Annotated in this window: 19 protein-coding genes; 14 read left to right on the top strand and 5 right to left on the bottom strand. The window is 53.7% G+C overall.

Annotated elements, in window-relative coordinates:
* Both VLA04_04410 and cyaB read left to right on the top strand, forming a co-directional pair.
* A partial coding sequence (locus VLA04_04410) for a hypothetical protein (GenBank protein ID HSI20910.1) occupies window positions 1-1,247 on the top strand: 1,247 nt, incomplete at its 5' end.
* A gap of 64 nt (window positions 1,248-1,311) precedes the next feature.
* Complete coding sequence (cyaB, locus tag VLA04_04405; GenBank protein HSI20909.1) at window positions 1,312-1,860, top strand: class IV adenylate cyclase; 549 nt, start codon at window positions 1,312-1,314, stop codon at window positions 1,858-1,860.
* A gap of 33 nt (window positions 1,861-1,893) precedes the next feature.
* Here cyaB and VLA04_04400 read toward each other — a convergent pair whose 3' ends face one another.
* Entirely contained in the window at window positions 1,894-2,397 is a 504-nt protein-coding gene (locus VLA04_04400; GenBank protein ID HSI20908.1) for a hypothetical protein, read from the bottom strand.
* A 125-nt stretch (window positions 2,398-2,522) separates the two neighbouring features.
* Here VLA04_04400 and VLA04_04395 point away from each other — a divergent pair, with 125 nt between their 5' ends.
* The 3 genes from VLA04_04395 (at window position 2,523) to pyrE (ending at window position 4,319) form a co-directional block, all read left to right on the top strand.
* Window positions 2,523-3,086 (top strand): hypothetical protein, encoded by a 564-nt coding sequence (locus tag VLA04_04395; protein ID HSI20907.1) that lies wholly within the window; start codon window positions 2,523-2,525, stop codon window positions 3,084-3,086.
* A 57-nt stretch (window positions 3,087-3,143) separates the two neighbouring features.
* Window positions 3,144-3,575, top strand: a complete 432-nt coding sequence (locus VLA04_04390) for a dUTP diphosphatase (protein HSI20906.1) — start codon at window positions 3,144-3,146, stop codon at window positions 3,573-3,575.
* A gap of 114 nt (window positions 3,576-3,689) precedes the next feature.
* Entirely contained in the window at window positions 3,690-4,319 is a 630-nt protein-coding gene (gene pyrE / locus VLA04_04385) for an orotate phosphoribosyltransferase (protein HSI20905.1), read from the top strand.
* An 87-nt stretch (window positions 4,320-4,406) separates the two neighbouring features.
* Here pyrE and VLA04_04380 read toward each other — a convergent pair whose 3' ends face one another.
* Window positions 4,407-4,661 (bottom strand): hypothetical protein, encoded by a 255-nt coding sequence (locus VLA04_04380; protein ID HSI20904.1) that lies wholly within the window; start codon window positions 4,659-4,661, stop codon window positions 4,407-4,409.
* Window positions 4,662-4,731: 70 nt separating this feature from the next.
* Between VLA04_04380 and VLA04_04375 the strand changes: the two genes are divergently transcribed.
* From VLA04_04375 to VLA04_04365, 3 genes are all read left to right on the top strand, one after another.
* Window positions 4,732-5,127 (top strand): NUDIX domain-containing protein, encoded by a 396-nt coding sequence (locus tag VLA04_04375; GenBank protein ID HSI20903.1) that lies wholly within the window; start codon window positions 4,732-4,734, stop codon window positions 5,125-5,127.
* A gap of 67 nt (window positions 5,128-5,194) precedes the next feature.
* Window positions 5,195-5,788 carry a hypothetical protein gene (locus VLA04_04370; protein HSI20902.1) on the top strand — a complete coding sequence of 198 codons (594 nt, stop codon included), beginning with the start codon at window positions 5,195-5,197 and terminating at the stop codon, window positions 5,786-5,788.
* Between the two features lie 84 nt (window positions 5,789-5,872).
* Window positions 5,873-6,871 carry a phosphotransferase gene (locus tag VLA04_04365; GenBank protein HSI20901.1) on the top strand — a complete coding sequence of 333 codons (999 nt, stop codon included), beginning with the start codon at window positions 5,873-5,875 and terminating at the stop codon, window positions 6,869-6,871.
* 44 nt (window positions 6,872-6,915) lie between these two features.
* On the opposite strand, the gene VLA04_04360 is transcribed toward VLA04_04365, so the two are convergent.
* On the bottom strand, window positions 6,916-7,332 hold the full coding sequence (locus tag VLA04_04360) for a hypothetical protein (protein ID HSI20900.1): 417 nt from the start codon (window positions 7,330-7,332) through the stop codon (window positions 6,916-6,918).
* 146 nt (window positions 7,333-7,478) lie between these two features.
* Between VLA04_04360 and VLA04_04355 the strand changes: the two genes are divergently transcribed.
* The 4 genes from VLA04_04355 (at window position 7,479) to VLA04_04340 (ending at window position 10,020) form a co-directional block, all read left to right on the top strand.
* Window positions 7,479-8,138, top strand: a complete 660-nt coding sequence (locus VLA04_04355) for a hypothetical protein (GenBank protein ID HSI20899.1) — start codon at window positions 7,479-7,481, stop codon at window positions 8,136-8,138.
* Window positions 8,139-8,253: 115 nt separating this feature from the next.
* The gene (locus VLA04_04350) at window positions 8,254-8,691 is read left to right on the top strand and encodes a hypothetical protein (protein HSI20898.1); all 438 of its coding nucleotides are present in this window, start codon (window positions 8,254-8,256) and stop codon (window positions 8,689-8,691) included.
* An 86-nt stretch (window positions 8,692-8,777) separates the two neighbouring features.
* A complete protein-coding gene (gene pyrF, locus VLA04_04345) occupies window positions 8,778-9,494 on the top strand; it encodes an orotidine-5'-phosphate decarboxylase (protein HSI20897.1) in 717 nt (238 codons plus the stop codon).
* A gap of 94 nt (window positions 9,495-9,588) precedes the next feature.
* A complete protein-coding gene (locus VLA04_04340; GenBank protein HSI20896.1) occupies window positions 9,589-10,020 on the top strand; it encodes a hypothetical protein in 432 nt (143 codons plus the stop codon).
* Window positions 10,021-10,132: 112 nt separating this feature from the next.
* On the opposite strand, the gene VLA04_04335 is transcribed toward VLA04_04340, so the two are convergent.
* Window positions 10,133-11,041 (bottom strand): hypothetical protein, encoded by a 909-nt coding sequence (locus tag VLA04_04335; protein HSI20895.1) that lies wholly within the window; start codon window positions 11,039-11,041, stop codon window positions 10,133-10,135.
* Window positions 11,042-11,137: 96 nt separating this feature from the next.
* Between VLA04_04335 and VLA04_04330 the strand changes: the two genes are divergently transcribed.
* The gene (locus VLA04_04330; GenBank protein HSI20894.1) at window positions 11,138-11,332 is read left to right on the top strand and encodes a DNA-binding protein; all 195 of its coding nucleotides are present in this window, start codon (window positions 11,138-11,140) and stop codon (window positions 11,330-11,332) included.
* Window positions 11,333-11,456: 124 nt separating this feature from the next.
* Window positions 11,457-12,713, top strand: coding sequence for a hypothetical protein (locus VLA04_04325; GenBank protein HSI20893.1), 1,257 nt, complete (start codon window positions 11,457-11,459; stop codon window positions 12,711-12,713).
* 45 nt (window positions 12,714-12,758) lie between these two features.
* Here VLA04_04325 and VLA04_04320 read toward each other — a convergent pair.
* Window positions 12,759-13,217 (bottom strand): Rieske 2Fe-2S domain-containing protein (locus VLA04_04320; protein ID HSI20892.1); only part of this gene is annotated, 459 nt, incomplete at its 5' end.

The following is a 13,217-nucleotide window of genomic DNA, read 5'->3' as shown; positions in this document are numbered from 1 at the left end:
TGAAAAACCGACACAAAATAAAAATGATACTCAACCTAAAGGGCGAGAAGCCCGAATACAAAGTTAACCGTTTGGGCTTCTGGACTTTGGTCGGCACCTGGCTGCTCTTGGTTTTCATAGCTCAGACCTTCGACCTTTTTCCACCGATGTGGGACGAGCTCTCTGCGTTCCTGAACGGGAATGTGAGCATTATCCCTACTGTGCCGATTGCACAGACCGACATCCTCCTCCTCGCTGGCTTTGTCGCGGCGCTTACTGCCGTGAAAATTCCGGTTGGAGTGGTGGTGGGGCTGGCTGCCAATACCTTGGCGGGTAAGACGAAGGGTGAGCACGCAGCAGAAGACTTCATGGGCAAGATGGGGGAGGGAAACCATTTCATGGATTTCTTTCTCATGGTGCTGGCTGAAGAGCTGTTTGCACGGGCCCTCTTTTTAGGGGTGATTCCGTATGTGCTGCACCGTCATGATCCCGCTACTTTCTACATCCTGTTCCTCGTCGGTAACTTTTGGTGGGCCTACATCCACATTAAGAACTTTGACGAGGGCGACAGGCAGCTCCTTCGGATTGTCCCGCAGTTTGTTGGCGGCATATTCCTTACGTATGCATTTGTGAAGTACGGCTTGCTGGGCTCTGTCATTGCGCACTTTGCCTACAACGCCGTTCTCTTTTCGCTCTGCAAGCTTCAGCGCTTTGGCGAAAAGGACATCATGCTTATCTTTTGGAACGGCTGCGTGGCGGTAGGGAGCTGGCTCTTTATCTCTAAGCCGCTTACGGACCTGCGGAGCTGGTTCACGTCAGAGCCTGTCTTCCAGATTCCTGGCTGGCATTTCCCTGTTTATCCACTGGCGATAATCTTCCTTTCAGCGGTACTGAGCCTGGTCATTGACCTGCTCATGTACGACAGGCCACTGAGGGATGATGAAAAGAAGATCCGGGAAACCGACCCCTTCACGCTGTTCATTTTATCGTTGGGGGTAACGGGTGTTCTGCTTGGACTGTTTTGGCTCTCGGGCCTTGTCTTGGTGAGTGTGCCCGTGCGCATCGTGTGCATCTCCATTCTCCTGGCCTTTGCCAATAAGATGGCCTCCACCAGTGCCTGCTCCCGCGTCTTCTGGGAGTGCCTCACTAAGTCGTACCTCACCCTGGGTACGGTGCTCGCCCTCGGGTGGGTGTATGGGGCGGTGTTAAGCTTGATGTTCTTCTTCCTTTCTTTCCCGGAGTACCTTATAACGAAGGACGACGATTAAGACGGGTTCCCAAATCCCTCGCAGGTTGCGAGGGATTTTTTATTTTTCTTGCTACAGTAGCCGTATGCAAGAAATTGAAGTCAAAGCGCGCGTACAAAATGCAGAAGGGCTCAAAGCGGCCCTGGTTTTGCGCGGCGTCCACCTGACCGAACCCAAAACCCAGCACGACACCATCTATACGGAAGGCGATTGGGAGTTTGTGAAGTTCCAAAACGAGCGCAATATCCTTCGCATCCGTGAACAAGGGGAAAGTTCCGTCCTGACTTTGAAGCGGCCCGGCGTAAACGAGCTCCATAGCATTGAGCATGAAACTGTCATTGCCAATGTGAAGGAAATGCACGAAATACTCCTCCTTATGGGCTACAAGCCCATTGTTGAGGTTAAAAAGAAGCGGCAAAAAGGCCACTTTCAGGACATGGAGATCTGCCTGGACGAAGTTGAGGGGATTGGCGTTTTCGTTGAGGTGGAGCGCTTGTTGGAATCAGATAAAGATGTGGAGAAAGTGCAGGAAGAGCTCTTTGTCTTTTTAGAAGAACTTGGGGTTGCGCGGGAAGACCGTGAAACCCGTGGCTACGATACTCTGGCGCGCTTAAAGCAAGAAGGCAACCTGTAAATAAAAACCAGCCCCTGGTAGGGCTGGTTGGAGTTAGCCAACGGCTTGAATAGAGCCGTCGGGCCTGAACTTCACCTTAATTTCTTTGGCCTCAGAGAGGCTGAAGGAAAGAGGTTTGGTAGTGCGCACATTTGGGTTGGCGTACATGACGCCCTGTACGCGGATCACCCCAGTCTTGGCGTAGGGAACCGGGAAGGGCACAAATTGCATCCCTTTTTGGGTTTTCGTTTCCGCTATGGTCTGGCGGTAGAGGATCTTAAGGTTTTCATCGCCCTTGAAAACGGTGGATTCCAGGTACTTAATTTCTCCAATCCATGCCTTTTTCAAGTTGATGATGGCCGCCCAGTAGCGGGTGCCGTCAGGCCCGGCAAAGGTCCGTATTTCCACGGCCCCTTTAATGAGTGCGTCCGCCTTAGGGGAGGGCTTTGCCTTTTCCCACAGCTTGGTGAACTCGGGAGTTAGGTCTTTCTCGGGGGCCTGGGCGGACAGGAGGCTTATTGAGAAAACAAGGGACAAGCAAACAGCGCGGGTTTTCACGCGTTTGAGGATAGGGATTTAGGGCGTAGCTGTCAATTTTACTTATTTTCAGGAGGTATATTTCTTGCTATACTCCGCTTGCGTTCAAAGACTCTCTGCTTCGACGCGAACTTTAAGGTGTGCAGTTGGAAAACAATCAGAATGACAAGTTCAGTTTCGTCATAAAGCTTGGCTGCCTCTTTGAAGTTGTTGCCACGCTCTTACTCCTTGGAGGATGCCTTTCCTTCATTACTGCCCTGTTTACCTTCTTCTTACCTATCGGCTCCTTGGCAATCAAAATGGCTGTTCTAGGTATAGGGGGAGGAGTCCTTCTTCATAAGCTTCACTACACTCTCTACAGGGTGCCTCGCTACACGGAGAGTGATCTCCTTCTCGTGCTGAATACTGAGTGGAAGTCCACCGGGGCCATTTGGCAGGAGCTCTGTAGATTGAAGGGGGTGAGCGAATCTCTCTTCGATAGGATTTTCCGGACGCCAAGCCCCGTGTGGCTGGGTGGGACTCTCGCGGAGTTGGTAAAAGAGGGGGTCATAGAACACAGGAAAGTCCCTCGGGAAAAGGCGGGTCAAGGCCTCTCTGACTTTTTCTTCGAGTACCGCTTGACGGGAACCGGGCTGAGGAGAAAAGACAGAGTAATTGAGGATCGGAGTACAAAAGAGGGTTTTGGTGTGCCGGTTTCCCAGGGTTTCTGACTCCTATGTGGCGAGAGCATTGCTCTCGCCATTTTTCATTTGTGATACCATTTCCCCATGCACATCAAAATCAAGCGGTTCGATACCACCCTTCCACTCCCGTCTTACAAATCACCAGGTGCCGTCTGTGTGGACCTGTGTGCCCGCCTAGAAACGGTTATCCAGCCGCAGTCCATTGGGTACATCCCTCTCAATGTGGCCTTGGAAATCCCAGAAGGTTCATCCGTACTCATGGCTGCCCGCAGTTCGCTGCACAAAGCTGGCCTGATGGCCGCCAACGGCATAGGCATTTTTGACTGGGACTTTAAGGGGGACAACGACGAATACCAGTTTATTGCGTACAACTTTACGCAGGAAGCCGTCACGATTGAACGTGGCCAGCGCATTGCTCAGATCATGGCGATGAAGCAAGAGAAGATTACCTTTGAGGAAGTGGAGAAGATGGGGGCGTTGGATCGCGGCGGGATAGGAAGCACGGGCAAGCACTAGTCATCTTCTCGGGTCTTCCTTGTGGAAACAGGGGGAGCTGTTATACTCCAGCCCAGCTCCAACAGAGCAAACGAGCCGGTGTAGGCGGTTTTACAATTCGGAGGAAAAAGGAACATGCAGGTTTGGAAATCTACTCTCGCCGACCACTTGTTACGCGTGGGGGCCATTAAGTTTGGGGAGTTCCCAATCAAGAACGGAAGCATCTCGCCAATCTATGTGGACTTACGGGTCCTTATTTCGGATGCAGAAGCACTGGGGGAAACAGGGGTGGCAATGTTGGATGTACTGCAACATCATTCCAAGTTTGACCACATTTGTGGCTTGCCGTACGCTGGCCTGCCCATCATCTCAGCCATCATGGTTCAGTCACTCCATGTAAGCGCAGGGAAAAAGCTTTCCGCTATCTACCCGCGCAAGGAAAAGAAGGAGTACGGGACCCAGAAGCAGATCGAGGGCGTGTTTGTGTCTGGTGATACCGTCATTGTCATTGATGACGTCATTACGGATGGTGGCGCCAAGCTGGAGTTTATTCAGATCCTTACGGATGCGGGGCTCCGTGTACGGGACGTACTTGTGGTGGTTGACCGCGAACAGGGTGGCAAGGAGGCGTTAGCCAATCACGGCTATACTCTTCACTCCATTTTTACCTTGCGGGAACTGATTGAGTACTACCTGGAGTCTGGCAAGGTGGAGGGTGAGATGGGTAACCGGGTGCTGGCTTATCTCGGGCAGTCAGTTACCTAGGGTCTCAAGGTGCCACGTGTGTGGCACCTTTTTTATGTAACAAAAAAACCGGGGACCATGGTGGTCTCCCGGTGTTGGTTTCGCCGCCTAGGCGGGTACGGCTTCTGGCGCAGGCTCCCCTTCGGGGGAGGCGACATCGAGTATGACTCCGGCGAGTAGCAAGAGTGCTATCCCAGTAGCCTGCCCGGCAATGAGAACGGCCCAGACAATCGCCCAGACTGGGTTTTTTTCTCCCAGGAGGACAAAGAGCAGGGCGACGATCGAGAAGATGATCCCGAGCATGAAGAAGGTCATGCAATCAACAAGGCTCTGTGAGGATGCCGCAATACGATCAGCTTTCATTAGCGGGATCTTAGCATAAACCACGTGATTTGTCAATCAGTAAAGCCCGGTGTTCTGCTAAACTATGCCTATGAGTCTTCGTCACCGCGCCAGCCTTGTCCTCATAAAAAACGGTTCCATCCTTTTGGTGCGCCGTGAGAACGAGCGGGGGCTGTATTACATCTTTCCTGGCGGCGGCGTAAACGAAGGGGAATCGGTGGAGCAAGCCGTGGTCCGGGAGACCATGGAAGAGGCGGGCATGGAGGTAGAAGCCCGTTATGTACTTGCAGATATCGTCAGCGATTACGACCACAACACGTTGGTGGTTTGCCATCAGCTGGATGATACAGAGCCTGAATGGCAAGAAAAAGAGAAGCAAACCGCAGAGGATGCCTACCTTTTCGAATGGGTCCCGTTGACGGAAATTTCCCAACTTAACCTCCTGCCAAAAGAGGGAAGTGAGGCGGTGCGGCACGCTTTCTTGTAAGCCTGTTGACTTTTTCTGGCAGTTGGGCTATATTTTCATTCGCCCAACAGGGTGAACAGGTGAAACATTGAACAACAAGCTGCTCTCTCCTACACAGCTCCTTCGTCGTCCGGCCAGCGTTCTGGCGGGACTGGGAGCCCTCTCCCTTACTTCGCTCGACCGCACGTTCCTCAAGGATACGGTGGCAGACTTCTACGTCCAGCTGGAGGCTCGGAAAGACGAACGGATTCCCCCGGCCGAAAAGCCGCGGCTTCTCCAAACCGTCGTCCGTGCGGCCGCCAAGCTCTACAAGGAAAGCGATGCGCTAGAATGGGAAGAAATCATCACGAACTTCCTCATTGCCCAAGTGGGCAGCTGTGCCGAACTTGAGGCGCTGCTCGAAAAGCACGCCCACGGTTGGAAGCTCCACGCCTACGAGTGCCTGAGCGGCAACTGCCCGGAGCCTATGCACTACGCAATCGTCACGACTGCCGAAAGGGAGACCCGTGAAGACACCATGCGAGCTGCCCGCGAGGCGATGGAGCAGGGTGGTCTCCACCTCATGGGGGGCCGCATGGTGGTCCTCGGCGGCATCGGCGGCCTTATGGACGCGCTGCGGGGCGGCATCCGCATTCCCGAGGGCGGCGACGCTGAGGAGCCAGTTCCTCCCAACGAAAGCTGAACTGCTTTCCTGTGAAACCCGGGACCCCAGACATCTGTCTGGGGTTCTTTTTATTACCAAAAAAGGAAGTGCTACACTGGGACAATGCAGAACCAACACCTCCAGCAAATCATAACGGCCTATGCCCTCATGCCAGATACGGCCATTGTTGGTGAGCACAAAGAGGGGTTGAGCAACAACTATGCCCTGCAAAGCGGGGGAGCGCGCCTTTTCCTGAAGGTCTATCGCCACACGGATGAAGCCAAGGTGCGGGAGATCCATAAGGTGAAAGCGTACTTTGCCGAGGGTGGCATCCCCATTGTGCTGCCAAGGAAAAACGTGTCAGGCGAAACACTGACTATTTTGGATGACACCTTTTACGCCCTCTTCCCGTATGTGGAAGGCAGGCACCCAGGAAAGGGCAACATTACGCTTGATGAACTTGCGGCAATGGGTGAGATGTTGGCGGATATGCACCTGCAGAGCGTGAAGCGCCCCTTTGTCATTGATGATTTTTTCAAGGGTTGGGATGTGGAGACTTTTGCTGCCAAGGCAGAGGCCATCCTTCAGGTTATAGCGGGCAAGGCCGAGCGCACCGAGTTGGACAACCAGATGGAAGAATTGGTGCTTCTCAAACGCTCACTTGTTGAAGCCAATACTAAGCGCTTTGAAGATTTTAACCTTCCCAACGACACGCTGACCCACGGCGATTACCACGACTTTAACCTTTTCTTTAATGATGGCCCGCACGTCACTTGGGTCTTTGACCTGGAAAAGGCAGAAATGGCACCGCGCGTAATAGAGCTTTTGCGTTCCATGGAGTACGTCATTATGAATGGTGATTTTTCCCAGGAAAATATAGAAAAGGCCAAGCATTATGTCCGTGCCTACCACCAAAAGTACCCAATCTCCAAAGAGGAAGTGGCAGCGGGAGTGGAGGTGCGGTACATCAAAGATTTTCATTCTCTCTGGGTTGAAGGGGAATATAACCTTAAGTCAAACGACCGTTTCAACCGATTCTTCGAGTCTAGCTACTTAGGTCTCCAGTGGCTTACGGAAAATAGGGCACACCTTAAGGAAGAGCTTTTAAGTGTGCTGGGTTAGCCTATAAAAAAGACCGAGAGCACTGCTCTCGGTCGGAGTCCAAACTATTCACAGCCCATACAAGAGACGGGCTGGCCTACTTTGCGGTATTGGCTGCGCAATGCCTGGCCGCCGCGTAGGTAGAGGTAGAAGTTAACGACCCAGACAAGTGTGCCCAGGGTAAGGCATAGGGCTGGCCCTGAGTCAGCCGTTCTGAAAAAGAGGATGGCAGGCCCCCGTGTCCAGATGGCTATAATGAGCCCCCAAACAATGAAGCCGGTAATGCCCATGGTCACGTGGTATTCCCTCAGCGGGTAGAGCTCCAGGGCTTCGGTTGCCTTCCGGGCAGCTTTGGGCAAGTTGACCAGGGTAGGGAGCTCGTAGAGGCCATAGCCTACAACGATGGCAAAGGGTGGGATGTTCGTTACCGTCCAAACCACCGAACCTGCAAGCAGGGCAAAGAAGAGTCCGAGGAGTTTCATGAGTGCGCTCCAAATCAAAGTGCTGTAGGAAACAGTAGCAAAAGTGATGAGATTGTCTATGTGCTACTGAAAAGCCGCATCAGGATGGCATTTTTTCTGTTTTTTGGTATCATCCAGACACTTTGGAACTTGAGGAGGTTCTGTGAATGCTTCAAAAGACATATAACGAGTTATCGGTAACGTTGCGTGAACTGCTGGAGGGTAGGTTTGCCGAGCTAAAGCAGCAGCGTAAGCTAAACAACTATGATGCGCTGGCGCAGGTTCGCCTTCGCCACTTCAAACAATGGGCATGGGCAGGTTTGGTTCAGGTCTTGCTGGTGGCAGCGGTTTTTATTGCTGGCGCACCAGACTACGTTAATTATGGGGCTCGCTTTGCACTTTTAGTCCCGGGGTTAGGAATGTTCGTCAAATTCATGACGTGGCAGAATTACCTATCCTGGTATCGGTTCGATATTGCAAACCAAAAACAATGGGAAGCATACCATGGTGTTCTCTGGGAGGATCCAGAATTAGCCGTCTTGTTGTCTCATGTTAATAAGTACTCCGCAGCTAACCACCAAAGAAAACTCACGCCTAAGGAGCATACCGAGCAGTGGAATATGCTGCTGCAGCTCTGGATCGATATCCACAAGCGCGCCGGTTTTTATATAAGCCCCCGGCCTTACCATGAAGAGCTGCAAGCAGCCCTTGGGGAGACCACGAGCGTTCTACGCGACCGGTTGGCGGCAGAGTTGGAGATGGAAGGAGTGCCTGCACCTGAAGCCCGTAAGGTTGCGGGGGAGCAGGACCTAGTTTTGCGGGAGTAATTTCATATCCTCCTCAAAACCATTGCACAGGCTGCCCCACGGCAGCCTGTTTTTTATGGCAAGCACGTTGTACTTCTGATAGCGTGAAAGACGCACTTTAAAAAGGAGAAAACGATTGCCCAACATCCCATTTGAAGACCTTCTGCTCAAGCGCTATACGCATTGGGACCTTTACCTGCACGAGCAGCAGCAATACCTTGGCCGCTGCTATGCCGCCCTCAAAAGTGGCGAAGAAGTGGATCCCTTCACGCTGCCGGTTGAGATCCAGTTAGATTTCAACGTCGGTGTCATAAACGAGGTGCGTCACTGCTTTGACCAGCTCTTTGCCCCGCGCATGTACAACTATGCCAACCTCCGGAATACTTGGAGGGTTTGTCACTGGCATATCATCCCGCGCCATGAACTAACCAAGGAGTTTGCCGGGTTTACCTTTGAGGACCGGCGGCCAACCAAGAACTACACCCCCTACCTTGACCTGCCCCAACCAGGTGACGAAGTCATCTTCAAGATCCGCGACGCTATCAGGGAAGCCCTTCCTGCAGCTGTTCGCTAACCAGGGAAATCACAAAGCCGCTCAAGGAGCGGCTTTTTCATTCCATTACTTTTGCTATACTCCAGTCAGTTTGGAGGGTATGAGATTTGAAAAACGGCGATGGGAAAGTAGGATTGAACCCGAGGGAGATTGTCATTCCTGCCTTGGATGTTTCTTCGGCGGCAGAGGCCTGGGCTCTCATGAAGGAGTTGGATGGCCTGGTTGCTACCTACAAGGTGGGATGTGAGCTTTTCACGGCCGAAGGACCGGAGTTGGTACGGACGGCCATTGGGGCTGGGTACGGCATCTTTCTTGACCTTAAGTACCACGACAAGCCAATGTCTGTGGCGGCAGCGGTCAGGAATGCTGCCCACCTTGGTGTGAGCATGTTGACCCTGCACGTGCAGGGTGGTCTAGATATGCTGCGGGCGGCGGTAGGGGCCAGGGATGAGGCACTGGGCCAGAACAGGCACATGTGCAAGCTGCTTGGCATTACTGAGCTGACTAGCAGCCTAGACGGCAGCGACTCCCTGCGTTTGGCAATGGTTGCAGAAAGGTGTGGGTTAGATGGCGTAGTGGCTTCTGGCCATGAAGCCAGGGTAATCCGAGAATTATGCAAGACTGGTTTGCTTATTGTGTCGCCAGGGATACGCCCCGAGGGCCATCCCTTAGGTGACCAAAAGCGGGTCATGACACCCCTTGGCGCGCTGGAATCTGGTTCGGACTGTTTGGTGATTGGGGACCCCATCCGCAATCCACGTTCCGGAACGCGGAGGGAAGCACTGGAGGCAATCCATGAGGAAATTGCCCCAATCCTTAGATAACGCAGTCTTTCGAGGCATCACCTGTGTGATGCCTTTTTCTTAACCAAAATTGTACCTTTTTCTGCTATACTCCGGGTGTTTTGGAGCGATTGACATGGTAAAGACGCGTAATGAACATGGCCGCGCCCTTGGTAGGTGGCAGCGGGTTAAAGAAGGGGAATTGGATCCTGCAGAGGATCCAACCGAGATTAAAAAGAGTGCCCAAGAGGCAGCCAAGCGCTTTCCCAAGAAGGCACAGGAGTACTTCCTCAAGGGCGCCCCTCCGGCTAGTCCGGAAATGAAGGTGCTGGACCTGTGTAAGGATGCCACACGAAGGCGGTTTATCCGCCGGGAGCACAACGACGAAACCGACCCCATCCTTTCGCAGGGACTAGGGGAAGACGACCTGCTTAACGAGGACCACCGCTGGCTGTGGAACTACATCAGGACCCAGGGTTTCGTACCGGTGATCCGGCGCGATGAAAGCCGGGGACGTGTCGCTCTCTATGCAGGCCTTAAGCTCCCAGGAAGCGTCCTGGAAGAGTAGGAATCCCAAGGAAGCTCAGGTTGAGCTTCCTTTTTCATACCTTATGAAAAAAGCACCACGGGTGTGGTGCTTGAGAAGGCTTTGACAAAGACCCAGAGTGAGGGAGGGAAGGCTACCGCGTGTGAAGCGGGAGTTCTTCTTCCGCTCTCTGCCGGCTTGTTACGGCCTCCGTGCTTTGCTTCGCCTCTTCCACTGCGTCCTTGGCGTGCTCCAGGAGTTTCTTTTCTTTGAGCTCCCTGCCAATGCGAATACGTTCCTTGTAGGACTGCTCCTTAGCGCCTTCAAGGGTGGTGATGGCGCTCTGCAGGGCGCCAATTGCATCGCGTATTTTCTGTGCGGCCTCTCGCGAGTCATCGGGGAGTTCGTTTATATCGCCCTCTAACTGCTTAATCCTTCTTTTGTGCCGAAGGATCTCACGGTCAATGGCATTGCAGCGTGGCAGGAGCCAGTAGATGCCAAGGGTTAGAAAGACTGCGGCCCAACTGATCCCTGCAACCGGTATGTAGAGTTTCGTTTTCTGAATTGCTTCAGCCTCTGCATTCCGGGCGGGTGGAAGAGAGTCGGGGGCGGTAAAGGCCACGTTTCCCTTTTCTGTGTACAGGTCTACATCTTCGCAAAACGCGTTGCTAACAACTCGGTCGCCGTCTTCCTCAACAATAGTGAAGTAAGGTGAAGAACCTGCATTCTCGAGGACGGTGGCGTAGGGGAACTCGTAGTCCACCTTAATGTAGGGGGAGTCTTTAATTGTCTCCTCCAGTTTTTTGGCGGATTGGACGGTCTTTGCCCACTGGTTTACATGGTAGGCAATAAGGTCAAAGCCCTTACTGTCTGCCTTGTTAGCAATGGGGACATACCGCCAGAACTGGTAACGGGTGGCGAGAAGGTCGTGCTGCGCTATCGCCGCATTACGCGCTTTCACAATATCGTTCCGAGTTTCCAGGTAGGTTATACCGGGCAAGGCAACGGATACGAAGAACGCGATTGCGAGGAGTACGGAGATAAATATCTGTTTTGTATTCATGGGGATTCCTCTGGGTCGGATTGTCAAAAGCCGGGTTATTCAGGCGATGAAGGTATACCATAGGCACCCTGGGAAATCAAGGCTATTATTCCCTATATGACTACCCCTTTTCCTAAACTTGCGCAGCCGGCGTACCGGGCACTGGCTGGTGCTGGTTACACTCACTTAGAGCAGCTTACGAGGGTCAAAGAATCGGAGTTCAAAAAACTCCACGGTATTGGCCCAAATGCCGTGAAGCAACTGAAATTAGCCCTTGCCGCCAAAGGGCTGTCATTTGCGCCTGAGAAGTAGTTGGCTTTGTGGTTCATGAAACAAAAATGCCAAGGCCTTATACCTTGACAGTTCTTTTGCTACATGGTATAAACGCAACGCACTGAAACCGGCAACGACCGGTCAGGAACGTGGAAGTTAACATATGAAGAAGTTTGGATTGTTCTCTCTGCTCGCTCTCGCTCTGGTTGGCTGTGGTGGTTCTGGAGATGGCGGTGTCCCTGACACCAACCCACCTGGTACCGCGGACATGCCGGCTTCGACGGCCAACTTCCTGGCGCTTGCGCCGGGACCCATGACCATCCGCTATGCGGAGGGCACTGGGACCAGGGACATGCCGGTGAACCTCAAGTTCACCCACACCGATCCTGACGGGGTCCGCCTCGGCTTGATCGAGAGCGCACCCAACTGGCCAATGAGCTTTGGCTTCTCCGGAAGTCTGGGCTATCGAGACGGAATGGCGACCGCCGGACTTCGCCAGGGCGACAACAACGCATCTGGAATGGCGGACAACCTGCACGCGCAGGTAATCGACCTCAGGCAGATGATCGAGGAGTACAACGCGAGCGTTTCCCGGGGATTGACCCGGCAGCGCAACACGTTCCGTACCCCGTTCTACGTGCCGGCTGGCGTACTCAACAAGTTCGCCGCTTGGAAGGGTGCTGACCGCACTTTCGTTCCCGCACCCACTGGCGCGCCTAGCGCGACCACGCGCGGCGGGACTGAACGTGTGCGGGTGAGTCAGGGCTCGGGCCTTGTCTTCATGTACAGCCCTTACCTGTATGCCTCTGGCTGCGCCACCTACCAGGTGGACAAGGGCAACATGCTTACCCTTGCGCACGGCATCAACACCTTCTCTGGTCCGACCAACTTGCCCGTCTATGGCGCCCACTCTTACCGGATGAACGACGGAACCCTCGCAGGGCTCCCCGATATGTCCCGCCAGGTGGGCGTGGCGACCAAGTCCTTGAACTACTCGACCGTTGTCGAACTCGACGCGGAAGTCGTGATTAACGGCTCCACGGTGAAGATCTTCGACACCGACGGCCAGACAGTGCTTGGTCAGCAGGGCCGCTGGTTCGCCAGGGATACCGATGGTTACATGGTGTGCTACGCCAACATGGTCAACCTGGTCATGATGGTGCCGCAGCTCATCGAGACCGCGTACGGTAGCCAGAGCGCCACCGGAACCGTGAAAGTGAAGTTGGATATCCCGCTCAAGAGCGGCCAGCTTCTTACCTACTCGGCCGGGTTTGGCGGCGAAATGGATGCACCGCTCACTGGCGCCCTTAGCGACGTGGTGAGCAACTGGGTTTCTAGTATGACCTTCGAAGCTGGCATCATCAGCAACTTCGAGGATCCCGCTTGGGACCAGGTCGTGCTTCGTATCTACAAGGCTTAATACAGCCTGCCTCTGTGCCCCCTCTTCAACGAGGGGGCCTTTTTATTACAGCTCTTTCTTCTCCAAGTCCTTCACAGCCGGCCCATGGATAACGGTTCCATCGGCAGCAAAGCGTGACCCGTGGCACGGGCAGTCCCAGCTTTCCTCTGCTGGGTTCCAGTTCACAATGCAGCCCATATGGGTGCAGGTTGCGGAAAGGGCATGAAGCTCACCATCTTTGCCGCGGTAAAGGGCTAGCCTAATGCCATCGATAGTCAGCACGCAGGCGTCACCGGCCTTGAGCTTTTCTACTGCCTTTTTGTCCCCATGGGACAGGCGGTCTCCAATGAAGTGTTTTGCGGTGCTGAAACCCGTTTTAAGGAGTTGGGGTGCGCTTGTCACTGGTTTGAAGCGGGTGGGGGCGTAAAGGTCTGCAAACTCATTCTTGCGGCCGCAAATAAGGTCGGTGTTCAGCTGGGCGGCTACCACGCCATGGGCCATGCCCCAGCCATTGAAGCCGGTAGC

The sequence above is a fragment of the Verrucomicrobiia bacterium genome (genome assembly GCA_035460805.1).
In the GTDB taxonomy this organism is placed as follows: domain Bacteria; phylum Patescibacteriota; class UBA1384; order CAILIB01; family CAILIB01; genus DATHWI01.
Note: the sequence above shows the minus strand (reverse complement) of the source record. Positions and strands in the feature narration are given on the sequence as shown.